Annotated in this window: 20 protein-coding genes and 1 pseudogene; 15 read left to right on the top strand and 6 right to left on the bottom strand. The window is 70.1% G+C overall.

Annotated features, from left to right (window positions below; all coding sequences use genetic code 11):
- The 3 genes and pseudogenes from JHN63_RS12565 to JHN63_RS12555 all read right to left on the bottom strand — a co-directional run.
- Positions 1-436 (bottom strand): annotated as a pseudogene (locus tag JHN63_RS12565) (hypothetical protein); the annotation flags it as partial.
- A gap of 318 nt (positions 437-754) precedes the next feature.
- Complete coding sequence (locus JHN63_RS12560; RefSeq protein ID WP_200679698.1) at positions 755-3,709, bottom strand: SpaA isopeptide-forming pilin-related protein; 2,955 nt, start codon at positions 3,707-3,709, stop codon at positions 755-757.
- Between the two features lie 742 nt (positions 3,710-4,451).
- Positions 4,452-5,246, bottom strand: a complete 795-nt coding sequence (locus tag JHN63_RS12555; RefSeq protein WP_200679696.1) for a transposase — start codon at positions 5,244-5,246, stop codon at positions 4,452-4,454.
- Positions 5,247-5,425: 179 nt separating this feature from the next.
- Here JHN63_RS12555 and JHN63_RS12550 point away from each other — a divergent pair, with 179 nt between their 5' ends.
- The 3 genes from JHN63_RS12550 to JHN63_RS12540 all read left to right on the top strand — a co-directional run bounded on the left by JHN63_RS12550 (position 5,426) and on the right by JHN63_RS12540 (position 8,165).
- Positions 5,426-5,566, top strand: coding sequence for a hypothetical protein (locus JHN63_RS12550; protein WP_200679706.1), 141 nt, complete (start codon positions 5,426-5,428; stop codon positions 5,564-5,566).
- On the top strand, positions 5,566-6,516 hold the full coding sequence (locus JHN63_RS12545) for a DUF6069 family protein (RefSeq protein WP_307781878.1): 951 nt from the start codon (positions 5,566-5,568) through the stop codon (positions 6,514-6,516). The genes JHN63_RS12550 and JHN63_RS12545 overlap by 1 nt, the downstream gene beginning before the upstream one ends.
- A gap of 380 nt (positions 6,517-6,896) precedes the next feature.
- Positions 6,897-8,165 (top strand): MFS transporter, encoded by a 1,269-nt coding sequence (locus JHN63_RS12540; protein ID WP_200679694.1) that lies wholly within the window; start codon positions 6,897-6,899, stop codon positions 8,163-8,165.
- 33 nt (positions 8,166-8,198) lie between these two features.
- On the opposite strand, the gene JHN63_RS12535 is transcribed toward JHN63_RS12540, so the two are convergent.
- Positions 8,199-9,194, bottom strand: coding sequence for a LysR family transcriptional regulator (locus JHN63_RS12535; RefSeq protein WP_307781877.1), 996 nt, complete (start codon positions 9,192-9,194; stop codon positions 8,199-8,201).
- Between the two features lie 120 nt (positions 9,195-9,314).
- Between JHN63_RS12535 and JHN63_RS12530 the strand changes: the two genes are divergently transcribed.
- The 11 genes from JHN63_RS12530 (at position 9,315) to JHN63_RS12480 (ending at position 20,078) form a co-directional block, all read left to right on the top strand.
- On the top strand, positions 9,315-10,298 hold the full coding sequence (locus JHN63_RS12530) for a fumarylacetoacetate hydrolase family protein (RefSeq protein ID WP_200679693.1): 984 nt from the start codon (positions 9,315-9,317) through the stop codon (positions 10,296-10,298).
- The gene (locus JHN63_RS12525) at positions 10,295-11,257 is read left to right on the top strand and encodes a cyclase family protein (RefSeq protein WP_200679692.1); all 963 of its coding nucleotides are present in this window, start codon (positions 10,295-10,297) and stop codon (positions 11,255-11,257) included. The genes JHN63_RS12530 and JHN63_RS12525 overlap by 4 nt, the downstream gene beginning before the upstream one ends.
- Before the next feature lie 23 nt (positions 11,258-11,280).
- The gene (locus JHN63_RS12520) at positions 11,281-12,411 is read left to right on the top strand and encodes an FAD-dependent oxidoreductase (RefSeq protein WP_200679690.1); all 1,131 of its coding nucleotides are present in this window, start codon (positions 11,281-11,283) and stop codon (positions 12,409-12,411) included.
- Positions 12,408-13,457, top strand: coding sequence for an amidohydrolase family protein (locus JHN63_RS12515; protein ID WP_200679688.1), 1,050 nt, complete (start codon positions 12,408-12,410; stop codon positions 13,455-13,457). Before JHN63_RS12520 ends, JHN63_RS12515 begins: the two co-directional genes overlap by 4 nt.
- Before the next feature lie 4 nt (positions 13,458-13,461).
- A complete protein-coding gene (locus tag JHN63_RS12510) occupies positions 13,462-14,394 on the top strand; it encodes a VOC family protein (protein ID WP_200679686.1) in 933 nt (310 codons plus the stop codon).
- Between the two features lie 105 nt (positions 14,395-14,499).
- The gene (locus JHN63_RS12505) at positions 14,500-15,471 is read left to right on the top strand and encodes a fumarylacetoacetate hydrolase family protein (protein WP_200679684.1); all 972 of its coding nucleotides are present in this window, start codon (positions 14,500-14,502) and stop codon (positions 15,469-15,471) included.
- Positions 15,468-16,220, top strand: a complete 753-nt coding sequence (locus JHN63_RS12500) for an SDR family NAD(P)-dependent oxidoreductase (RefSeq protein ID WP_200679677.1) — start codon at positions 15,468-15,470, stop codon at positions 16,218-16,220. The genes JHN63_RS12505 and JHN63_RS12500 overlap by 4 nt, the downstream gene beginning before the upstream one ends.
- A complete protein-coding gene (locus tag JHN63_RS12495) occupies positions 16,217-16,996 on the top strand; it encodes an SDR family NAD(P)-dependent oxidoreductase (RefSeq protein ID WP_200679675.1) in 780 nt (259 codons plus the stop codon). Before JHN63_RS12500 ends, JHN63_RS12495 begins: the two co-directional genes overlap by 4 nt.
- Before the next feature lie 14 nt (positions 16,997-17,010).
- Complete coding sequence (locus tag JHN63_RS12490) at positions 17,011-17,766, top strand: CoA transferase subunit A (RefSeq protein WP_200679673.1); 756 nt, start codon at positions 17,011-17,013, stop codon at positions 17,764-17,766.
- A complete protein-coding gene (locus JHN63_RS12485) occupies positions 17,763-18,413 on the top strand; it encodes a CoA transferase subunit B (RefSeq protein WP_200679671.1) in 651 nt (216 codons plus the stop codon). The genes JHN63_RS12490 and JHN63_RS12485 overlap by 4 nt, the downstream gene beginning before the upstream one ends.
- Positions 18,414-19,856: 1,443 nt before the next feature.
- Positions 19,857-20,078, top strand: a complete 222-nt coding sequence (locus JHN63_RS12480) for a hypothetical protein (protein ID WP_234476498.1) — start codon at positions 19,857-19,859, stop codon at positions 20,076-20,078.
- A 261-nt stretch (positions 20,079-20,339) separates the two neighbouring features.
- Here JHN63_RS12480 and JHN63_RS12475 read toward each other — a convergent pair whose 3' ends face one another.
- Positions 20,340-20,540: a hypothetical protein gene (locus tag JHN63_RS12475; protein WP_200679670.1), complete on the bottom strand. Its 201-nt coding sequence runs from the start codon at positions 20,538-20,540 to the stop codon at positions 20,340-20,342.
- A gap of 106 nt (positions 20,541-20,646) precedes the next feature.
- Positions 20,647-21,249 (bottom strand): TetR/AcrR family transcriptional regulator, encoded by a 603-nt coding sequence (locus tag JHN63_RS12470; RefSeq protein ID WP_200679669.1) that lies wholly within the window; start codon positions 21,247-21,249, stop codon positions 20,647-20,649.
- A gap of 166 nt (positions 21,250-21,415) precedes the next feature.
- Between JHN63_RS12470 and JHN63_RS12465 the strand changes: the two genes are divergently transcribed.
- Positions 21,416-22,129 carry an SDR family oxidoreductase gene (locus JHN63_RS12465; RefSeq protein ID WP_200679668.1) on the top strand — a complete coding sequence of 238 codons (714 nt, stop codon included), beginning with the start codon at positions 21,416-21,418 and terminating at the stop codon, positions 22,127-22,129.
- The last annotated feature ends 389 nt before the right edge of the window (positions 22,130-22,518 follow it).

Here is a 22,518-nt window from a genome sequence, read left to right as displayed (position 1 = left end):
CGGCGGCGGGGCTCGCGGAGGCGTTGGGACGGGGGCGGGGGCCGGAGAAGACGTCGTAGGAGCTGCCGTCGACGTCCTCCTCACGCAGGTGGAGGGCCCCTGACTGGGCGAGGAGCTGGGCATTGTCGGGGCGGTCGGCGGCCAGGGTGAGTGTCAGCCGCAGGGCCGTGTCGAACGCGTCGTGACCGAACGGGCGCCGGATCCACGCGTCCGGTGTGAGTCGGCCGGCCTCTCGAACGGCCTGAGGGACAGACCCGACCGCGACCGTGGTGCCCTTGGGACGGGCCAGCGCCAGTCCTGTGCCGTCCCAGGCCAGCAGGCCCCGTCCGCCCTGTGCGGTACCGGACGTCGTCTCGTACCAGCCCACCGCGCGGTGCCGTCGCTGGTCCACCACCGCGTGCACGACGGCGGTGGTGCCGGGCACCGGTGCGTGCACGGTGACCTCGGTGGACGGCTGCCCTGGTACGTGCGGAAGCGGGCGAGGGCCAGGCGCTGGGTCTCGCCCGCGGTCAGGGGGCGGGGGCCGGATCCGTCGTGACCGGTGAGCCACAGCCAGCCGCACGCGGAGAGCGCCGCGACGAGGGTCAGAGCCGCCCAGGTGCGGGCGCGTGGTGTCCGCGCCCGCACGGATGTTGCCTTTGTTCGCATGAACGTCTCTTACACGGGGACGGGCCGCGCGCCGGTCGACACCGGTGCGCGGCCCGCGCAGCGTCACCCTTGCGGGTGTGTGCCGCTCACTTCGGGGGGTTACCCGTCAGCATTTGCCCTTGCACGGCTCGCCGCGCCTGTTGTGAAGGGTGACGACGAGTCCGTCGCCCGTGTCCGCGTTGCCTGCGGTGAGGTCGTACGGTCCCGAGACCCGGTTCGCCGGCAGGACGTAGCCCTCGGGGACGGCGGTCTCGCGCAGGTAGTACGTGCCGCCCGGCAATTGCCGGAAGGCGCAGCGTCCCCGCTCGTCCGTGGCGCAGCCCGAGTCCTGGAGAGTGTCCCGGTGGGTGCCTGCCGTCTGGAGTCCCGTGGTGCCGTTGGACTCCCGCCACAGTTCGAACACCGCGCCTTCGAGCGGACGCTCGGTCTTGGCGTCCTTCTTCAGCAGAGTGAGTCTGAGGTCGGGCCGGTTGGTGAGGGTGACGACCTTGCCGTCGCCCTCGACTGCGTTGTCGGCGGTGAGGGAGTACGGGCCGGAGACCGGATTGCCGGGCAGGACATAGCCCTTGGGGACCGCCGTCTCGCGCACGTAGTAGGCGCCGAGCGGCAGATCGCGGAAGACACAGTGGCCGTCCGCCCCCGTCGTGCACGTACCGCCCGCCTTGGTGTCCGGATCGGCGCCCGAGGTCTGCAGCCCGTCCGTGCCGTTGGTCTCCCGCCACAGTTCGAAGGACGCGCCCGCGAGCGGCTTCCCGGTCACCTTGTCCTTCTTGACGACCGTGAGATGGCCCCGCTGCCGGGCGCTGACACCGGCGTCGATGCCGTGGTTGACGTAACCGGGGTCGCCGACGCTCACTCCGGTGCGGCCCTCGTCGTCCACGTCGGAGTCGGTGAGCCGGTCGTCACCGGCATTCTGGGTCGTCCAGCGCAGCTCGTCCATGGAAGGCGAGCCGGGCAGCTCGGAGGGGTCGACGCCGCTGTAGTCGAAGACGATGTCGTACGCGGCGTTCGGTTTGAGGCCCTGGGCGGTGCCGACGTAGTACTCGCCGTTCGCGTCCGTCGTGACGGTGATCGGGTCACCTCCGCCCTTCGGCGTCAGCGTCACCTTCACGCCGGCGATCGGCGGTTCGGAGGGGTCCTGGACGCCGTCGCGGTCCGTGTCGAACCACACCCGGTTGCCGATCTGTACGGGCGCCTGATCGCAGATGATCTCCAGGTCCGCGAGCCCGTTGCCCTTGCCGAACAGGTCGGAGCCCGAGGAGAAGGTCGACTCGACGGTCAGGGCGCCCTCGATGGAGCCGTTCTCCGAGTTCCAGCGACGCACACCCTGCTCGAAGGCGCTGTTCGTGTACGGGTCGAAGGCCGTGCTCCACAGCTTCTTGCGGTACGGCTGGAGGACCAGTCCACCCTCGGTGATCTGGTCGTGGTGGGCGTCGGACAGGACGGTGAGGTCATCGTAGAACTCGCCGCCGCCGGGGCCGAGTTCGTTGCCCGTCAGATTCCCGGTGAGCGGGCCGCAGCTGCCGTTCGACTCCAGGGTGTAGCTCGTCCCCGAGGCGCACGCGCGCAGAACGTCACCGGCGGCGATGGCGCTGACGAGCGTGTTGCCGCCGTAGTCGTACGTGCCCTGTCCCTGCATGTCGGCGAACCGGTCGCGGAAGCCGAGGACCAGGTCGCCGTTGTCGGCGATCTCCAGGTTGGTCAGCATCGGCTGGGGCGCGGCCACGAACCGGTGCGTCTCAGGGGCGGGGACCCGTTGGTTCCACGCCTCCCAGTCCGCGCTCATCACCTCGCCGACCCGGGTGGCGTCGGCGCAGCGGTAGGCGGAGTCCGGCGCTCCGAGGAAACGGTAGGCGCAGCCGCGCTCGTAGGCGAGGCCGGTGGAGAACAGTTCGGTGAAGCCACCACTCCCGAACTCGTACACGTGGGCGCTGAGTTGGGTGGGATCGCCGTGCGGAGCCGTGGAGCTGACGGTGGACTCGGCACCGCACACTCCGCCGACGAGGACCCGCTTGCCGCGCACTCCGATGCCGTACGGGTGCCAGTCGCCCACGCAGGACGACGGCTTCGGCACGGCGTACGAGGACACCGTGCCCGGGGTGACGCCATCGCCGCTGCCCTGGAGGGGCACGGTGTACAGCTTGCCGTCGCCGAGGTTGACGGCGTACAGGGTCTTGCCGTCCCCGGAGACGTCCACGTCGCCGACGCCCTCCCGGCCGACGCGGCCGTAGACCGCGTCGTCGTGGAGGTAGTTGCCGGTGCTGTCGTGGGCGGTGAGGGTGCCGGGCAGCGTGAGGAACGTGGAGACGGCCTTGCTGGTGGCGTTGTAGCGGTAGATCGCCGGGACGGCGCCGGCCGGCCCGTAGGCGGTGTGCCGCTTGACCAGAGTGCCCGTGTACACGTTTCCGGTGCGGTCGGTGCCGATGCCGAACACTGCCTGCTGCGCGGTGTTGTCGGTCAGTTGGGTGACGGTGCCGCCGGGGTGTGTGCCGGAGAAGTCCCCGGCGAAGGTGACCAGCCCCTTGCGGCCGGTGGCATCTCCCTTGGCGAGCGAGCACGTGACGAGGGTCGGGTTCTCCTGGCAGTACAGGCCCGGATCCCAGAAGCCGGTCGTGTACGTGACGTTCGTGCCGCCCGAGACGTTCACGAACCCGGTGTTGCTGCGGATGACGTCCGCACCGCTGCCAAGGCCCGCGACGGCGGGGGAGTAGGTGGCGGAGTCGGGGTCGGCCACGTCGATGCGGTACTTGCCGCCGGTCAGCGCGGAGGACGCCGGTGCGAAGGTGACGGTGCCGTCGGCTCCGGTCGTCGCTGTCAGCGTGTGGCCCGAGTCGTCCCGGAGGGCGACCTTCACCCCGGCCATCCCGGGCTCCAGGACGCTGTCGTACGCGCCGTTCGCGTTCACCTCGGTCACCACCCGCACGGTGACCGTGCCGTCCCCGACCCCCTTCGACCGCGCGGACACCGGCCCGTATCCCTGCGCCGTCGGCGCCGTCGCCGCGCACAGGGCCAGCGTCAGCCCGGCGGCGAGTCGCCGGGCACCTGGTCTTTCTCTCAGCATGCCGTTCCTCGTCTCGTGGAGCGGGCCCCCGAGTTATGTATGCGAACGGCAATGAGCATTAAATCGGGCTTTTGGGGTGAATAATCACTTTCGTGTCACGATCGGCGCTATTCCGACGCCGGGGTGGGATGCGGCTCGTGAGCGCGGGGCGCCCGCTCGGGCGGAACTGTCTTCAGTGAACGGGGGAGGTTGTTCATGCCGTGAGGCGCCCGGTGCTCCCCATGGGGCGGCCACGTTCCGGAGGGGGTCAGGTGCGAACAAGGGTGACGAAACGGGGCGTTTTCTCGGATCGCCGGGTGCCCTTGGCTCAACGGGGTGCAGCCGGCTGAGCGACCCGCTGTGTGCGACGGTTCAGGACCGTGCGGCGCCGTTCTTCGGCGAACGCGGTGGCAGGTGCGTCACCCGTGCTCAACCTCCGGGTGACGCACATCGGTTCACCAGAGGTCTCCAAGCTTGGCGTTCAACCTCGCAGGTCACCCGACCTGCTGATCTGCTGCTCTTCCCGGGACAGCAGGGGCGGCTGTTCTCCACCCTTCGAGAGGTCGAGTCACGAAGCACGAGAGAACGGCCGCTGTGTATGAGTGGCCGTTGACATATGAGTCTCCCGGTCGACGCGCCCGCAGGCGGCGCATTGGGCATCCTGTCCCGCTTTCGGGTCTGTCGGCGACGCCTGAAACTGGTTCTGGATCACTTTCAGTGCCGGAGCCACGGAGGGTCACCGAACCCGCGATCATGAACGGCCTCATGTCGCGAGGAGGACCCGCTTGCGCAGGAGGTCGAAGTTGGCGACGCCGAACATCTGACGCTTCAGCATCTTGATCTTGTTGTTGTGGCCTTCGACTGCGCCGGAGCTGAAACGCAGGCTCAGGCCGGCGACAACGGCGTCGAAGTCCTGGCAGGTACCGTTGACGAAGCTGTGCAGGGCGGGCAGGTCGTCGGACTGGACGCGGTCGATCCACTGGTCGAGGTGCCGGCCTTGCCGGTTGTTCATCAACTCGGCGAATGCCCGAATGTGTTGGGCGGTCTGCTCCAGCTCCGGGCAGCGGGCCAGGACGGCTTTGAGCTGCTGGGCCTGGTCGTCGTTGAGACGGTCGGGGTGCCGGGTGATCCAGCTGGTCACGTCCCGCACCGAGGGATTCCTGCGGGGCGGATCATCGTGGGGGAAGGCTTCGCGGAGCTTTCGCACGTACTCCTTGACGACGCTCTCGCCGCCTTCGTATCCGCGCTCGCGAAGCTCCTCGAACAGGCGGCGGGCCGAGATCAGGCCCTCGCTCCACCGTTGGTGCAGGTAAGGCTTGTAGGGATCGAGGATGCTCGTACCGCCCGTCCAGCGTCCGACGAGGAGTTCATGCGCGGTCGCCGCGTGGGCGAGGCGGCGGACGGTGTTGCGGGCCAGGCCAAACTGCCGGGCGATAACGCGCAGTGGGATGCCCTGGCCGAGCAGGTCGTGGACGGATGCTTGCTGATTGCGGACCCGGTCCGAGAGACGGTCGGACCGACGCTGCCCGGCCGGAGCGTCGGGTGCCGGCTCTGCCATGTCCGGCACCGTGACGGACTGGGAGTTTTTCTCCGGCGGTTCGCGCAGCAGGGCACGATGGCGGTTGACGGCTTTCTCCACGGCCTCGGCGAAGGCAAGGGAACGGTCGCGGCAGATCACCTCGACACCGGGATGGTCGGCCAGCCACTTGGCTACCGTTGCCTCCCTACGAGACGGGCGTGGCCGCCCTGTGCGACGGCTGGCGCCTGGTCCAGGCGGCTCAGCTGATCCCGCCGAATCCGGGGCACGAGTACGACGTGTCGTTCCTGAAGCATGAGTTCTTCTTCGAGAAGCTGATGGACCTCGACAACGCCGGGTAGTGACCAGCGGCCGACGCGGTACGGCGGGCTGGGTGCATGTGGGGCACTGGGCCGTCCGTATCCGGCCCCACGACGGCGGCCTGGACGTCACCACCCGCACCGCCCCCGCCGCCTACGCCATGCGTACCGTGTCCCGCTGGGCGGCCGACGCCGAGGACCCCGGGCTGCTGATACTCTCGCCGACCACCGAGCCCGTCGGAACCTGGCCCTGGCCCCTCCCGCGCGTCGGCATCCACGTCGCCCTCCCGCGGGACGTCGACACTGGTGAATGGTTCGGGCTCGGCCCGGGCGAGGCCTACTCCGGCACCACCGCTGCCGTCCGCGTCGGCCGATTCACCGCCTGCGTCGACGACCTCAAGACGCCATACGTGCTCCCGCAGGAGAACGGCAACCGGCGACAGGTCCGCTACGCCCGCCTGAGCAGTGCACACCGCAGCGGCCTGGTCATCATTGCCAGCCCCCACCTCGACCTCACGGTCCGGCCCTGGACCAGCGAGGATCTCGCCGCGGCCCAGCACACCACGGACCTGCGCCCCTGTGACCAGGTATACGTCAACCTTGATGCCGCCCAGCAGGGCATTCTCGCGGCGGCTGTCGTGGCCGTCCTCGGAAATGCGGTGGTCGCGGTGCTCGCCCACGCGGCGGGGGCGTCGGAGGACTTCGATCCGCTGCACCTCTCCGTGTACGCGCCGCTGACGGTGTTCGGCGTCGTCCTCGGCGCCATCGGCTGGGCGGTCGTCCGTCGCGCCGCAAAGAATCCGGCCGGGTTGCTGCGGTGGCTGGTGTCCGTGCTCGTGGTCGTGTCGTTCGCGCCCGACCTGTCCCTGCTCGGTGGCGGTACGCCCGGCAGTGGGTCGCTGGCCGTCGCCGCGCTGATGGCGATGCACGTTGTGGTGGCGGCCGTGGTCGTCGCCGCCTATCGGCGCGTCCTGCCGCTGCCTGTCCACTGACGCCCCTGGCGGCGGCGACCATGCCGACTGCCGACTGCCGACTGCCGACTGAGGGCTCAGGCGCTGCGGGCGGTGTCCCGGCGGCCGGGACGACTGAGCTCTGGGGCGGCCTAGCGCGGGGACGCGGCTGTTCGCGCGCAGGAAAGGCCGTGTGCGTCTTCCGCCTGCGCGGCGGTTGCCCATCTCATCCACAGCGTGGATAGCCCGGATACGGGATTTGGATTGCGCTGGGGATGGTACCGGCGCCTTGGCGCCCTCATAGTCGTCGCTACCGCACGCCGCTGTCCGGATACCGTCGGCGTGCGAACTCCCCAGCATGCCGTGCGTCGTCGGCGCCTGTGAGGCATGCCCGCTCCCATACGCCGTCCCCTGGAGTCGCCATGCCCGGTTCTGTGCCCTCGCCGCCTCTCGCCGCTGTCGATACCCCCGTTTCGTCAGCCCTCGCCGTGTCGGGCTCGGCCCACCTGGTGCGGGTGACCCTTCTGATGGCGGGCAGCTGTCTGCCGATCCTGGGGGCGGTGCTGATCGCCCCGGTGCTGCCGAAGATGCAGGACCACTTTGAGTCGGTCCCGGGGGCCAAGGCCCTGGTACCCCTCGCGCTGACCGTCCCGGCGCTGGCGCTGGCGCTGCTGGCTCCGTTCGCCGGTGTGATCGTGGACCGGGTGGGCCGCAAGCGCCTGCTGGTCGTGGCGACCGTCCTGTACGCGCTGTTCGGCACGGCACCGCTGTGGCTGGACTCGCTGGGCGCGATCATCGCCAGCCGCGCCCTGGTGGGGGTCGCCGAGGCTGCGATCATGACCTGCTGTACGACCCTGATCGGCGACTACTACTCCGGCCGGCAGCGGGTGAAGTACCTCGCCCTGCAGACCATGTGCGCCTCCGCGTCGGCCACCGTCTTCTTCGTGCTCGGCGGCGCCGCCGGATCGGCGGGCTGGCGGGTGCCCTTCTGGGTCTACGCCGTGAGCCTGGTGCTCGCCCCGCTGATGGCCACCGTGCTGCCCAACCCGGCGGTTCGCGCGGCCGGCGAGGTGCCCCCGGCCGAGGCGGAGGCCCACCGTTCGTTCCCCTGGCGTCAGTTGGCCGGCATCTGCGCCCTCACCTTCTTCGGGGCGATGGTCTTCTACACCGTCCCGGTGGAGATGGCGTACCTGCTCGACGACCTCGGGGTGGAGAACCCCGGCGTGATCGGTCTGGCCACCGCGATCGCCAGTGCCTCCACCGTGGGCGGAGCGGTCACCTTCGCCCGGCTCAAGCGCTCTCCCGACCCGATGCTGCCCGCCGTTCTCGCGGTCTGCGCGGTCGGCTTCGGCGTGATGTTCCTCGCGGACAGCGCACCGCTGCTGGTCATCGGGGCGGTGGTCAACTGTGTGGGCACCGGCATGCTGCTGCCGGCCCTCCTGACCAGTGCGATGTCCCGGCTGTCGTTCGAGGACCGCGGGCGTGGGACGGGGTTGTGGACGGCGGCGTTCTTCGGCGGCGAGTTCGTCTGCCCGCTGGTGCTGCTCGCGGGGGAGTCGGCCGTCGGCAGTCTCGCCGGTGCGGTGGGCCTGCTGGGACTGGCCGCCGCCCTCGTCGCGGCGGGGCTGTGGGCGGCCCGCCGCCGCGCGGGGGCCGTCGATCCCCGGCCGTTGCCTGAGCAGTTGGCCTGAGAGTGCGCGGGCCGACCACCGAGGACGCGTCACTCACGGGCTGCCGCCGGGCCGGATCAGAGCCGGCCCGGCGCCCTGTTCGGCGGAGACGGCCTTTCCCGGCCCCTTGCCGTTGCCGCTGCCGTTGCCCGCCAGTGTCGCGCCGACCTCCGCGGCCTTCTGTCGAAGCCAGATGTGGCCCGCGTCCTGAGCGTGCACCGGGTGCCACCACATCGCCTCCCGCACCGGTACGGCCTCGAAGGGACAGGGCAGGACGCGCACCGCGGCGGAGCGGACCGCCTTGCGCGCCAGGCGCTCCTGGATCATCGCGACCCTGCGCGTTCCCTCGACCATGGGCGGCAGCAGCTGGAAGGTCTGCACGGACACCTCGACCTGGGGGCTGATCCCTATCATGCTGAGCTGGCGGGCGGCCGGGGCGTCGTAGGGACGCTGGTAGACGGCCCAGGGCAGACGCCCCAGCTGGTCCAGGGTGAGTTCGTCACCGACCTCGGGGTGATCATCGGCGACCAGGCACAGCCAGCGGTCCTGGTGGAGGTCGACGGCGGGGAAGCCGTCGATGACGCCGTGCGGCATCAGCAGTCCGTCGACGGTGCTCAGTACAGCCGCGGTGTTCTCCACGACGGAGGGCGCCGGGTGCTGGAAGGTGAGTCGGATGCCGGGCGCGTCCTCGTGCAGGGTGCGGGCGAGTGCGGCACCGAACACGGCCGCGCCGTAGTCGGAGGCGAGCAGGGTGAACTCGCGGCTCTCGACGGCCGGATCGAAGTCGGCCTGGCTGGCGAAGACCCGCTCCAGCAGGTCGCAGGCGGTGGCGCTGCGGTCGCGCAGGGCGGCGCCGAGCGGAGTCAGCTCGTAGGCGTTGCCGGTCCGGGCGAGCAGTTCGTCGTCGAAATGGCGGCGCAGCCGGGACAGCGCGGCGCTCATGGCGGGCTGGCTCAGGCCGATGCGCTCACCGGCCCGGGTCACATTGCGCTCCTCCAGCAGCGCACGCAGCGCGAGGACCAGATTGAGGTCGAGTCGGGACAGGTTCACCAGGCAACCACCTAGCAGCAAGAGTCATCCATGGCGTGGATTTGGCACATCCACAGGATCTATTTCCGTGATTGGTCGATCGACGCCACAGTAGACCGCAACCCAGCAGGAGGAAATCTGATGGCAACGCACGCGCAACCTGCCGGCCCGTTCGCGCTCGGCACGCTCTCCGCTCAGGACGGTGTCCCGTTTCCCGGCCTCCTGGCCAATGATCGGGTACTCGATCTGCGCGCCACCCTGGACTGGGCGCCATCCGGCCTGCGCGCCGTGGTGGAGCGGTGGGAGGAGACCCTCCCTCTCCTGCGCGCTCTGGCGGACGACGACACCCTCGACTGGCGTCCGCTGGAGGGACTGCGGGTGCACGCTCCCATCGAGCCGAGGCAGGTCTTCCAGTCCGGCGCCAACTACCGGCAGCACGTGATCGACCTGGAGGTCGCCCATCGTTCCCCCGACGACCCGCGTACGGTCGAGGAGGCGCGCGCGGAGATCGCCGCGGTCATGGACCGCCGGGCCGCCGAGGACCTGCCGTACGTGTTCATCGGTCTGCCAAGCGCGATCACGGGCCCCTACGACGACGTGGTCCTGCCCGCCTGGGCCCAACAGCCGGACTGGGAGCTGGAGTTGGCGGCCGTCATCGCCAAGCCCGCCTACCAGGTGACGGTCGAGGAGGCCCTGAAGTACGTCGCCGGGTACACCATCGCCAACGACCTCACCGACCGCGCCACCGTCTTCCGCCGGGACATGAAGGCCATCGGCACCGACTGGCTGCGCAGCAAGAACGCTCCCGGTTTCACGCCGCTCGGCCCGTGGCTCGTACCGGCCGAGTCGATCGCCGACACCGGTGACCTGCAGGTCACGCTCACACTGAACGGCGAGACCATGCAGGACGGGTCCACCAAGGACATGCTCTTCGGGGTCGCGCGGTTGGTGTCGTACGCCTCGCAGAGCGCTCAACTCCTGCCGGGAGACCTGGTGTTGACCGGCAGCCCGGCTGGCAACGGCATCCACTGGGGACGGCTGCTGCGCGACGGTGACGTCATGGAGGGCTCCATCACCGGTCTGGGCGTGCAGCGCACCCGCTGTGTCGCGGAGGCGTCGGCATGAGCCTGGACCGCCGCGACCCGGAGGGCGCGATCGCCGAGGCCGCCAAGTCGTACTCCAACTGGGGGCGCTGGGGCGAGGACGACGTCCTCGGCACCCTGAACCTCCTCGACGAGGCCAAGCGCCGCGAGGGCGCCGCCCTGGTGCGTCGGGGCGTGAGCTTCTCGCTGTCCCAGCGGTTCGACATGGACGGCCCGCAGAAGGGCTGGCGGCGGCGCACCAACCCGGTGCACACCATGCTCGACACCGGCACCGACGCGGTCTTCACCGATCAGGGCTTCCCGCACGGCATCGGCGGCGCGGACGACGTGATCGCGATGCCGTTGCAGTGCTCCACGCAGTGGGACGGACTCGGGCACATCTTCGACCACGGCAAGGCGTGGAACGGACGGGCGGCCGAGAAGGTCGTCACCTCCGAGGGCGACCTCGTCACCGGCATCGAACACATGGCCCCGTACGTCGCAGGGCGCGGCGTACTCCTGGACGTGGGCCAAGTAGTCGGCGACCAGGGCGAGTTGCCCGACGGGTTCGCCATCACCGAGGAACACCTCACCGAGACCGCCGCGGCCCACGGCGTGCGCGTCGGCCGCGGTGACATCGTCGCCGTCCGTACCGGACGGCTGGCCCGGGCCCGCCGCGAGGGCTGGGGCGAGTACGCGGGCGGCGACTCGCCCGGGCTGTCGTTCACGACGGCCGGCTGGCTGCACTCCACCGAGATCGCCGCCATCGCCACCGACACCTGGGGCTTCGAGGTACGGCCCAACGAGTTCGACCACGCCTTCCAGCCGCTGCACCAGGTCGCCATCCCCAACATCGGCCTGCTGATCGGCGAGATGTGGGACCTCGACGCACTCGCCGCGGACTGCGCGGCCGACGGCGTGTACGAGTTCTGGCTCACCGCCGCTCCCCTCCCCATCACCGGAGCTGTCGGCTCACCTGTCAACCCGATCGCCGTCAAGTAACCGGCGGAACAAAGGAGTTCCCCTTGAGCACACCCCGCAGAGTCCTCGTCGTCGGCGGCGGCGCCTCCGGTAATGCCGTCACCGTTCTCCTGCGTCGCGCCGGCCTCGCCGTCGAACTGATAGAGGCCAGGCCCGACTGGAACGCCACCACCGGTTCCGGCATCACTCTCCAGGGCAACGCCCTGCGCGTCCTGCGCGAACTCGGTATCTGGGAGCAGGTCGAGGCGTCGGGCTTCGCCTTCGGCTCGCTCGGTGTCATCGCACCCGACGGCACCCTGCTCCACCAGGCAGAGGACTTCCAGACCGGTGGCGACGACCTGCCCGCCACCCTCGGCATGCAGCGGCCCCAGCTTCAGCGGATCCTCATCGACGCTGTCCGCGCCTGCGGCGCCGACGTACGCCTGGGCGCCACCGTCAAGGTTCTGGAGCAGGACGCCAACGGGGTTTCGGTGCGCTTCAGTGACGGCACGGCCGGCCGCTATGATCTGGTGATCGCTGCCGACGGCCTCAACTCGGCCACCCGCGCCGCGATCGGCATCACGGACAAACCCGAGCCGACCGGCATGGCGATCTGGCGCACATCCGCGCCCCGGCCCGCGGGCATGGTACGCACGGACCTCGCCTACGGCGGCCCCGCCTACATCGCCGGCTACTGCCCCACCAGCGAGAACACCCTCTACGCCTACGTCGTCGAGAAGTGCCGCGACCGCGCCTCCATCGACCCGGCCTCGTACGCGGACGAGATGCGCAGGCTCGCGCAGGGATACGGCGGTTTCTGGGCCGAGATCACTCCGCACATCACCGACCCGGCACGGGTGAACTACACCTGGTTCGACAAGCTGTTGGTCGAGGGCTCGTGGCATCGAGGCCGGGTGGTCCTGGTCGGCGACGCCGCCCACTGCTGTCCGCCCACCCTCGCCCAGGGTGCTGCCATGTCCCTGGAGGACGCCTCGGTCCTCGCGGAGCTGCTCGCCGGCGGCAAGGCCTGGGGCGACGAGCTGTTCCAGGAGTACTACGACCGCCGCATCCCACGAGTACGGGCCGTCGTCGAGGCGTCCGTCCAGCTCGGACAGTGGCAGCTGGACGGCGTGCGCGACGCCGATGTCCCCGGCCTGTTCGGTCGCACGATGACGATGCTCAAGGAGCTGCCGTGACCGCCCACCCGCCGCACGACCCCCACTCCTCGGCGAGTGGTGACGCGCAGCCCTCCCCGACCGTCGACGTCCACGCGCACGTCCTGCTGCCGGAGGTCGAGGCCCTCGTGGCCGACCTCCCCGGTCTGGCCGAGGCCAGGGCGCTGGACGCCCGCCGCAACGGACCCGCCGCGCTCGCCGTCGGCGGGCCCATGGTGCGCGAGCGCATCCCGCGACTCACCGACGTCGCCGTACGACTGGCTGCCATGGACCAGCAGGGCGTCGACGTCCAGCTGGTCAGCCCGTCCCCGTCGCACTACCACTACTGGGCGGACGAGGACACGGCCGAGAAGCTCTACCGGCTGGCCAACGAGGCGACAGCCGCGCACTGCGCCCAGGCCCCCGCCCGGCTGAAGGGGCTCGGCCTCGTCCCCCTCCAGCACCCGGCCCAGGCCGCCCATGCTCTCGAACACGCCATGGAGCAGGGACTGCTGGGCGTGGAGATCTCCAGCCACGCGCCAGGGCGCGAGCTGTCCGACCCGGCCTACGAGCCCTTCTGGCGGCGGGCCGAGGAGACGGGAGCCCTTCTCTTCCTGCACCCGTTCGGCTGCACGCTCGACGAGCGCCTGGACCGGTGGTATCTGTCCAACACCGTCGGCCAGCCCACCGAGAACGCCGTCGCGCTCTCCCATCTCATCTTCTCCGGCGTACTGGACCGCCATCCCCGACTGAAGCTGATCGCGGCGCACGGCGGCGGCTATCTGCCCACCCACATCGGCCGCTCCGACCACGCCTGGTCGGCCCGCTCCGACGCCGGCGCCGACTGCGCGCACCTGCCCAGCAGCTACCTGAAGCGGATCTGGTTCGACTCCCTGGTCCACGACCCGCACGCACTGCGGGAGTTGATCCGTGTCGCCGGCTCCGACCGTGTGCTGCTCGGCTCCGACTTCCCCTTCGACATGGGCACCGAGGACCCGGTCGGGTCACTGCGCGCCGCCCACCTGTCCGACGCCGACTTCCACGCCGTACGCGGTGGCAACGCGACCGCCCTCTTCCGGAAGGACTGACACCATGCGCCTGCTCACCCACCTGCGGCACGTCGACCTCGCCGTGCCCGACTACGACAAGCAGCTCGACTTCTACTCCGGCGTCTGGGGCCTGACCAAGGTCTCCGAGGACTCCGGCATCTCCTTCCTGGCCGCCGAGGGCAGCCCCGAACAGTACGTCGTGCGGCTGCGCAAGGCCGCCGAGAAGCGTCTCGACCTGGTCTCCTACGGCGCCGCCTCAGCAGCCGACGTGGACACGCTCGCCGAGCAACTCCTTGCCGGCGGCGTCCAGTTGATCTCCCAGCCCGGCAAGGTGGACACCCCCGGGGGCGGTTACGGCTTCCGCTTCTTCGACGTCGACGGCCGCACCCTCGAGGTCTCGGCCGACGTCGAGGTCAGGCAGCACCGCAGGATCGAGGAGAAGGAGTCGATCCCGGTCAAGCTGAGCCACGTCGTCCTCAACTCGCCGGACCTGAACAAGACCCGTGAGTGGTACGAGACCCACCTCGGCTTCCGCCTCTCCGACACCCTCACCTCGCCGCACATCGGCGAGGCCATGCACTTCATGCGGATCTCCAACCAGCACCACTCCATGGCCATCGCCAAGGGCCCGCACACCGCGCTGCACCACATCTCCTTCGAGATGCGCGGCATCGACGAGTACATGCGCGGCTCCGGCCGCGTCATCCGGGCGGGCTTCACCAAGCTCTGGGGCCCCGGCCGGCACACGGCGGGCGACAACACCTTCACCTACTTCCTCGACCCGCACGGCAACACCGTCGAGTACACCACCGAGCTGGAACTCCTCGACGAGGACACCTGGCACCCCCACGTCTACGACTTCTCCCAGCCCGACGTCGCCGACCAGTGGGGCACCGCCAACCCGATGAACGAGATGGTCGCCAAGGAGTCGTTCAACGACGTCGACCGCGGCGTGTTCGTCCCCCCGCCGGTCTGATCCCCCGAGTCCCGGGGGCGCGGTGGCCCTGTCAACTGCCCTGACTCCCACACCGCGTCCCCGGTCCCCCGATGCCCCGACCATCGTCGGATCCTGGAGTCGCACATGCGTTTCGCCACCTACGAACAACACGATCAGCGCCGGGTCGCCGCCGTCGAGGAGGACGGCACCCTGTATCCGATACCAGGGGTGCGCTCGTTCATGGAGCTGCTCCGTTCCGGGGACGGTCTCGACGCCCTGCTCGACGTGGGCGCCGCGACCCTCGACGTCCCGGCGGGACCCCATGTGTCCGAGGTGCGACTGCTCCCGCCGCTGGAGCCGCCCACCGTGCGTGACTTCGTCACGTTCGAGGAACACGTGGAAGGTGTACGGCGATCCGTGGACGGCGCAGGCGGGGTGCCCGAGGCGTGGTACGACGCGCCGACCTTCTACTTCACCAACCCGTACGCGATCATCGGCGCCCACGACGACGTGCCGGTGCCGCCGGGCAGCACCGTGCTCGACTTCGAGCTGGAGGTCGCCGCGGTCATCGGCTGTACGGGCGGCGACCTCACCCCTGAACAGGCCCGCGACCACATCGTCGGCTACACGGTCTTCAACGACTGGTCCGCACGCGATCTGCAGTCCCGCGAGATGCAGGTCCGGCTCGGTCCGTGCAAGGGCAAGGACACGGCCGCCACCCTCGGGCCGTACCTGGTCACCGCCGACGAGCTGGAGCCGTACAGGGACGCCGACGGCTTCCTGCGGCTCGCGCTGACCGCCTCGGTCAACGGCGAGGTCGTCGGCAAGGATCTGCTGTCCAACATGAGCTGGACCTTCGAGGAGATGGTCGCCTACGCCTCACGCGGCACGGTCGTCCGTCCCGGCGACGTCCTCGGCTCGGGCACCTGCGGCAACGGCGGCTGCCTGGCGGAGCTGTGGGGCGTACGAGGTGAGCAGTCCCCGCCGCCGCTGAAGCCCGGTGACACCGTCACGCTCATCGTCGAGGGCATCGGCACCGTCTCCAACACCGTGGTCGCCGGCAGCGATCCCGTACCGCTGCCGCGCGCCCGCCGTCGTACCCGGGAGCGGCCGTGAACGACCCGCACCCCAAGACGCTCCTCGGCAAGGTCGTCGTCGTCACTGGCGCGGCCCGCGGTCAGGGCGCCGCTGAGGCGGAGGCCCTGGTCCGCGAAGGAGCCCGCGTCATCGCCACCGACGCCGAGCCGGTCGGCGACTGCCGACGTCTCGATGTCACCAGCGAGGCCGACTGGGACCAACTGGCCGCGGAACTGCGGGAGTCGTACGGCCGAGTGGACGGTCTGGTCAACAACGCGGGCATCACCTGGCGCGCCCGCCTCGGCGAGGTGACCCCCGAGGACTTCGCCCGCGTCCACGCCGTCAACGTCACCGGCCCCCTGCTGGGCATCCAGCACCTCGTCCCGCTGATGCCGCCGGGCTCGTCCATCGTCAACGTCGGCTCCACCGCTGCGCTGAGCGGTCACTACCCGGTCGCGTACACGTCCAGCAAGTGGGCGCTGCGCGGCCTGTCGAAGACCGCCGCCACAGAGCTCGGTCCGCGCGGCATCCGTGTGAACACCATTCACCCCGGCTTCATCGAGACGGAGATGACCGCCTCCGCGGCGCCCGCGTTCCGCGAGGCGAACATCCGCGAGACCCCGCTCGGTCGCACCGGCACCGTGGCCGAGGTCGCCCCGCTGGTGGTGTTCTTGCTCTCCGACCATGCCTCCTTCATCACCGGCGCGGAGATACCGGTCGACGGCGGCCTGACCGCGCACGGCGGCGTCAAGTCCATCTCGGACGCACTGCGTCCGGAGGCGACGTGAGGCGGCTCGAGGGCAAGGTCGCTCTCATCTCCGGGACGGCTCGCGGGCAGGGCCGGGCGGCGGCGCTGCGCTTCGCGGCGGAGGGCGCGATCGTCGTCGGCGGCGACCTGCTGCACGAGGCGGCGCTGGAAACCCAGCGGCTCGTCGCAGAGGCGGGCGGCACGGCACTCACGCCCGCCCCGCTGGACGTCACCGACGAGAACTCCGTCCGGGCCTGGGTCGAGGAGGCCGTGGACGCGTTCGGCGGCATCGACGTCCTCTACGCCAACGCCGGCGCCGTCCGCTTCGGAGCCGTCGACACCCAGCCGTACGAGGACTTCACCTTCACCATGCGCGCCGAGCTCGACTCGGTGTGGCTGGCCGCGCAGGTGGCCTGGCCGCACCTGATCCGCAGCCGCGGCTGCGTCCTCACCGTCGGCTCGACGGCCGGCCTCACCGGCTCCCTCACCAACCGGCGCACCGCGCACTCCGCGTCCAAGGGCGCCGTGATCGCCCTGACCCGCCAACTCGCCGCCGAGGGAGCCCCGTACGGCGTCCGCGCCAACTGCGTCAGCCCCGGAATGATCGACACCGAGGCCACCCGCGGCGACCTGCTCGCGGACGACCACCCCATGCGCACCATCGCCCGTCACATCCCGCTCGGCCGTGTCGGTCTCCCCGACGAGGTGGTCAACGCCGCCGTCTTCCTCGCCTCCGACGAGGCGTCGTACATCACCGGCGCCAACCTCGTCGTCGACGGCGGCTGGTCGTCCGTACTCCCCGGCGCAGCCGGCTGAAAGGCAATTCCGCTATGGACAAGGTCAGTTCCGGCGCCGCCCAGGCGGTCGTCGACATTCCCGACGGCGCGGCACTGGCCGTCGGCGGGTTCGGTCTCAGCGGCGTGCCGGAGGTCCTGATCCGGGCGCTGCACGAGCAGGGCGCCTCGGGTCTGGAAGTCGTGTCGAACAACTGCGGCGTCGACGGCCGCGGCCTGGGTGTCCTGCTGGCCGCCGGCCGCATCGCCCGCGTCACGGGATCGTACGTCGGTGAGAACAAGGAGTTCGCCCGCCAGTACCTCTCCGGCGAACTGGAGGTGGAACTGGTCCCGCAGGGCACCCTCGCCGAGCGCCTGCGCGCGGGCGGTGCGGGCATCCCCGCCTTCTACACCCCGGCGGGCGTGGGGACGCAGGTGGCGAAGGGCGGCCTGCCCTGGCGATACGCCCCCGACGGCTCGGTCGTCGTCGCCTCCCCGGCCAAGGAGACCCGCGACTTCCACGGCCGCCCGCACGTCCTGGAGCACGGCATCACCACGGACTTCGCTCTCGTACGGGCCTGGCGCGGCGACCGCCACGGCAACCTGGTCTTCCGCCGCGCCGCCGCCAACTTCAACCCGCTCGCCGCGATGGCCGGGCGGGTCACCGTAGCCGAGGTCGAAGAGCTTGTGGAACCGGGCGAGTTGAACCCCGACGAGATCCACCTGCCAGGAATCTTCGTCCAGCGGATCGTGCGACTGACCCCCGCCCAGGCCGCGGACAAGCAGATAGAGAAGAGGACCGTACGAGCATGAGCTGGACCCGCGACCAGATGGCCGCCCGCGCCGCAGCCGAACTCACCGACGGCTCCTACGTCAACCTCGGCATCGGTCTGCCCACACTCGTCCCCGGCCACCTCCCACCCGGCGTGCACGTCGTCCTGCACTCCGAGAACGGCATCCTCGGCACCGGCCCCTACCCCGCCGAGCACGCTGTCGACCCCGACCTCATCAACGCGGGCAAGGAGACCGTCACCGTCCTGCCCGGCGCCTCCTTCTTCGACTCCGCACTGTCCTTCGGCATGATCCGAGGCGGCCACATCGACACCGCCGTCCTCGGCGCCATGCAAGTCTCCCAGCACGGTGACCTGGCCAACTGGATGATCCCCGGCAAAATGGTCAAGGGCATGGGCGGCGCGATGGACCTCGTGCACGGTGCCCGCCGGGTGATCGTCCTCATGGAGCACATCGCCAAGGACGGCACCCCCAAGATCATCGAGGAGTGCACCTTGCCGCTGACCGGCGAACGGTGCGTCCACCGGATCATCACCGACCTCGGCGTCCTCGATGTCACCCCCGACGGCCTCGCCCTGGTGGAAACCGCCCCCGGCGTCACCACCGAGGACATCATGGCCCGCACCGACGCGCCCCTGCACACCAACGCCGCCGCAGCGGACTGCTGAACCACCGGGGCCGCTCCGGAATCCTCGATCCCTGCCAGGCGGAGGGCAGCACCGTCGCCCGCCGCCCGGTAGGGGCGCTGCGCGAGCGCCGGATCGGTATCGAGAACCCCCCGCGTCCACAGGTAGTCCGCGACGAACCGGCGATGCGCCCGGTCCGGGGCGTGACGGTGGGCCACCACGGCTGACCAGGTCTCGAAGCTGCGGCGCCGGGTGAGGATCCAGCAGATCGTGGACCAGTCCACATGCTCCTCGTCGGGCTGCTTCACAGCGCGGGCGATCAGTTCGTCGACGGGGGTCAGAACGCGGAAGGCCCACTCCAGCGCGGTCAGGATGGCGCCGTGCCCGGCCCGCACGACGAGGCCGCCGAGCGTGACCTGATCGACCCAGTCGTACTCGCCGTCCTGAACCCGGACCGTCGCGGCCGGACCCGGTGCACCCGTCCTGCGCCGCAGCTCCTCGGCCGCGCCCGTTTCGTACCAGCTCCGGGCCAGGGCGAGCAGCCGTTCACGGGCGGCTTCCGGAAGTCGCAGCCGGGGCTCTTTGCCCAGCACCGCCGAGAAAACCGCCGGGGAGCCGCCGTCGACGGCGCGCCCCCGCGGAGTGGTCCCGTCCGGCAGCACCCGGTCAGGGTCCGCGCCGCCCTCCACCAACGCCTCGGCCACCTGCGCGTCGTAAGCCGTCACCGCCACACACAGCACCGGCAGCCCGTTCGCGTCCACCGCATCCGGATCCGCGCCCCTGACCAGCAGATCTCGGACCGCCTCGGCATTGCGCGCCCGAACCGCCGACACGAGCCGACCGTCGAGTCCCTCCTCGCCTATGGTCTCGTCCTCGACCTGGCTCGCAGCACCGGCCCCTCCGTCGGATCGCATCCTCAAACTATCTGGGAGCCTCGCGGAAAAGACCTGCCACCTGCCAACTCGAATGCAAGGGGACACACACGTAACAGGCTCTACGGTCGCGCCGGTCAGCGCGAACCGCTGAGGACACGACACTGTGTTGAGCCTCCAGCGTCCGACACGTCGTGAGACTGCGGGAGAAGACGCATGGTGGGAGGACGGCCTCCGACACGGACTGCGAGACCCGACACGTACGGTCGTACGCGGGCTGGGGATGTCCGCGCCCGGCTCCGTGCCCGTACCGGGGCCAGACGACGGCGCCCTCCAGGCCCTGAGACGCCCAAGGGGCCGGTGAAGACACAGGAGTTGGCTGGTGCCGGCCACCACCGTGCTCTCGCCGGACGCCGCGCCGCTCGCGATCGAGACGGCCCGTGCCGAGCGCCACGGCCAGGGTCCGGGTCCGGCAAGAGCGTGCGGCATGGAAGGCCGGGACATCGGCCGACGTCCCAAAGACGGCCGCGCTGCGTACGTCAGGGTGAGCACGGATCGTCTGTGAGGCCAACAGCCCAGATGGCAGGACGAGTTGGGACGAAGGGCGGGTTTCGTGCGGGGTGACAGGCGGCAGATCCAGACGGCGCTCCTGGGCGGCGCGGACTCGGAGGAGCCGTTGATGCTGCCGCTGGAGGAGATCGAGCTGGACGCCTTCCGCCGCCGTCACGAGCACGACTCGTTCTGGTGCGGGCTGCTGCTCGGAGGATGCGACCCGCGGCTGACCACGAAGCTGTACACCGACCGGGTCTGTTCCCTGTCAAGTTCTACGTGTTGAACCGCGGACGCGTGCATTGCCAGTTAGCCGGATGGCAGGGAGGGCCAGATATCCGTTCGTGTGACTTCACGGTCTGTACCCGCGGGACGGGACGACGAGGGCCAGGCGGAGGTGATCCGCCGGGCTTGCGTGGCCGCCCCGGACGTGGAGCAGGTCGCCGAACAGTAGTTGTACAGCTACATCGTGTCCGCGGTGATGTGCTTACCGGCGAACTTCGACACGTGGGACCTCAGGTATGAGCGGGTCGTGTCCGTGCCGCTGTCATAGGTGCTCGACTTCAACTCCTGCGCGAACCAGCGAGTCGGGGTAGGCCGAGTTCTGAACCCAAGTGCCCGTGGTCACCGCGAGCGTCGAGGTCGGGTCGACCGGCACAGGGCAGGTCGCGGTCGCCAGGGAGTCCTTGTCCGGGGTGAGCCCCAGGGTCTGCGAACCGTCCGCCGCAGTCTCGACCTTCGTGTCCAACCGCTCCTGGTGCGCCGGTGGCGTGACTCGCCGCAGTCAGGATCAGGGCCATGAGCCAGCCGAGGACCACCCGGATGGTCGCCTGGGCCTGAGGCTGGGCCCCGCTTTAGCGAGGCAGCAGGACGTCGACCTGCCTCCGGATGTCCTGCACGATCTCCTCGACGCTCAAGGCGATGTTCACGCTCGCCGCCGTGCTGAGGAACATCACGGCGGACACGATGTGCGCCAGCGTCGCGGCGTCGCCCTCCGTGACCCGCTCGTCTCGGCGCAGCACTGCGGCGATGGCCTCCTCGGCCTGCGCGACGATGGCGAGTGCCGCGCCGTGCCGGGGCTCCTCGGGGTCGCCGAAGACCATCTCTCGCAGGTAGGTACGTCCGTTGTCGATCTGGGTGCGGTTGCACTCCACGATCGGCCGGACGATCGCCAGCACCGCGTCCAGCACGCCCGGGACGGTCTCGGCGTCCGCCCGGCCCTCCTCAAGTGCTTCGGCGTACTTGGCGTTCTGCACGAGCAGGAGGAGTTCGCCCTTGGTCTTGGCATAAAGGAACAGGGTTCCGGTGCCGATGTCGGCCTTGTCGGCGATCTGCTGGGTCGTGACCTCATCGATGCCGTGTTCGGCGAACAGCTCAGTGGCGGCAGCGACGATGCGGTCGAACTTCTCCTGCTTGTTCCGCTCGCGCCGTCCGACCGACCGGGGGGCGACAGGCATGGCGGTGTCCTCCAGGAATAGATTCTGACTGTAGTCAGTTATGATCACAGTCATTGCTGTGTGGGCTCGAATGTGGCTCTGCTCATTCTCCCATGGCAGGGAGAGGAGTCATCGGTCCGTCCGTGCACAGCCGCGCACCTCACATCCCCTTGGAAAGAAGGAACTAATGCCCTCTCTCGATGGAGCAGTCGTCCTCGTCACCGGCGCCAATGGCGGTATCGGTACGCACTTAGTCCACGAGGCCCTGGCTCGCGGCGCCGCCAAGGTCTACGCCACCGCCCGTTCCCCCCGCGCATGGGACGACGAACGCATCGTCCCCCTGACCCTCGACGTCACCGACCGCGCGTCGATCGACGCGGCCGCCACCGCCGCTGCGGACGTCACCGTCCTCGTCAACAACGCGGGCGCCACCCCGCCGAGTGCGAGCCTGCTGGACGTCACCGAGGCGGACATCCGGGCGAACATGGAGACGAACTTCTTCGGACCGGTCTTCCTCGCCCGCGCCTTCGCACCGGTCCTCGCCGCCAAGCAGGGCTCGATCCTCATCGACGTGCACTCCGTTGCCAGCTGGTACGCCTTCGGCGGCGCCTACAGTGCGTCCAAGGCCGCACTGTGGTCGGCCACCAACTCGCTGCGCATCGAGTTCGCACCCAAGGGCGTCCATGTGACGGGTGTGCACATGGGCTACGTCGACACCGACATGGCTGCGCACGCCGACGGACCCAAGATGCTGCCGACGCACCTGGTGACGACGGTCTACGACGCGGTCGAGGCCGGCGAGTACGAGGTCCTGGCCGACGAGTTGACCCAGGGGGTCAAGGCGGCTCTGAGCGGCCCGGTCGAGGCGCTTTACCCGGACCTGCACAGCACGAACGCCTGAGCTTGTTCTTCGGTCCCGACGTGATCTCTTCACGTCGGGACCTGCGCGTTCGAACGGTTGGCCGGCCGGTGTCGAGAAGGGGTGCACCGTCGCGGCCGTCGAGCCGTGGATGACATCGGCGGTCGATCCTGGCAGCAGCCCGATCAGCAGCAGTGCGCCACCGTGGTGACAGACCATCGCTGCTGTCCGGCCACCGGCTCAGACGGTGCCAGGCAGCGCGATTTCGGCCCGGTCGATGTCGGTGAAGCTCGGTCGGCCCACGCTCGGCGCGCACTCGTCCGCGCATCAACCGGTGTAGTTCGTCCAGCGACCGCCAGGGCACTGCCCCGAACGCCACCCGCAGTAGTGTCGGCGGGTACAGGCTGCGCCACTGGGTGGTGAGTCCTGAC

The organism is Streptomyces sp. MBT65 (assembly GCF_016612545.1).
Taxonomy (GTDB): domain Bacteria; phylum Actinomycetota; class Actinomycetes; order Streptomycetales; family Streptomycetaceae; genus Streptomyces.
The sequence above is the reverse complement of the archived record's forward strand: the minus strand, read 5'-3'. Positions and strand labels throughout refer to the sequence as shown.

Coding starts and splice junctions, on each gene's coding strand:
- JHN63_RS12490 (WP_200679673.1), top strand. CDS start 17,011: ATGGACAAGGTCAGTTCCGGCGCCGCCCAGGCGGTCGTCGACATTCCC.
- JHN63_RS12485 (WP_200679671.1), top strand. CDS start 17,763: ATGAGCTGGACCCGCGACCAGATGGCCGCCCGCGCCGCAGCCGAACTC.
- JHN63_RS12470 (WP_200679669.1), bottom strand. CDS start 21,249: ATGCCTGTCGCCCCCCGGTCGGTCGGACGGCGCGAGCGGAACAAGCAG.
- JHN63_RS12530 (WP_200679693.1), top strand. CDS start 9,315: ATGGCAACGCACGCGCAACCTGCCGGCCCGTTCGCGCTCGGCACGCTC.
- JHN63_RS12510 (WP_200679686.1), top strand. CDS start 13,462: ATGCGCCTGCTCACCCACCTGCGGCACGTCGACCTCGCCGTGCCCGAC.
- JHN63_RS12540 (WP_200679694.1), top strand. CDS start 6,897: ATGCCCGGTTCTGTGCCCTCGCCGCCTCTCGCCGCTGTCGATACCCCC.
- JHN63_RS12505 (WP_200679684.1), top strand. CDS start 14,500: ATGCGTTTCGCCACCTACGAACAACACGATCAGCGCCGGGTCGCCGCC.
- JHN63_RS12555 (WP_200679696.1), bottom strand. CDS start 5,246: ATGGCAGAGCCGGCACCCGACGCTCCGGCCGGGCAGCGTCGGTCCGAC.
- JHN63_RS12525 (WP_200679692.1), top strand. CDS start 10,295: ATGAGCCTGGACCGCCGCGACCCGGAGGGCGCGATCGCCGAGGCCGCC.
- JHN63_RS12560 (WP_200679698.1), bottom strand. CDS start 3,709: ATGCTGAGAGAAAGACCAGGTGCCCGGCGACTCGCCGCCGGGCTGACG.
- JHN63_RS12465 (WP_200679668.1), top strand. CDS start 21,416: ATGCCCTCTCTCGATGGAGCAGTCGTCCTCGTCACCGGCGCCAATGGC.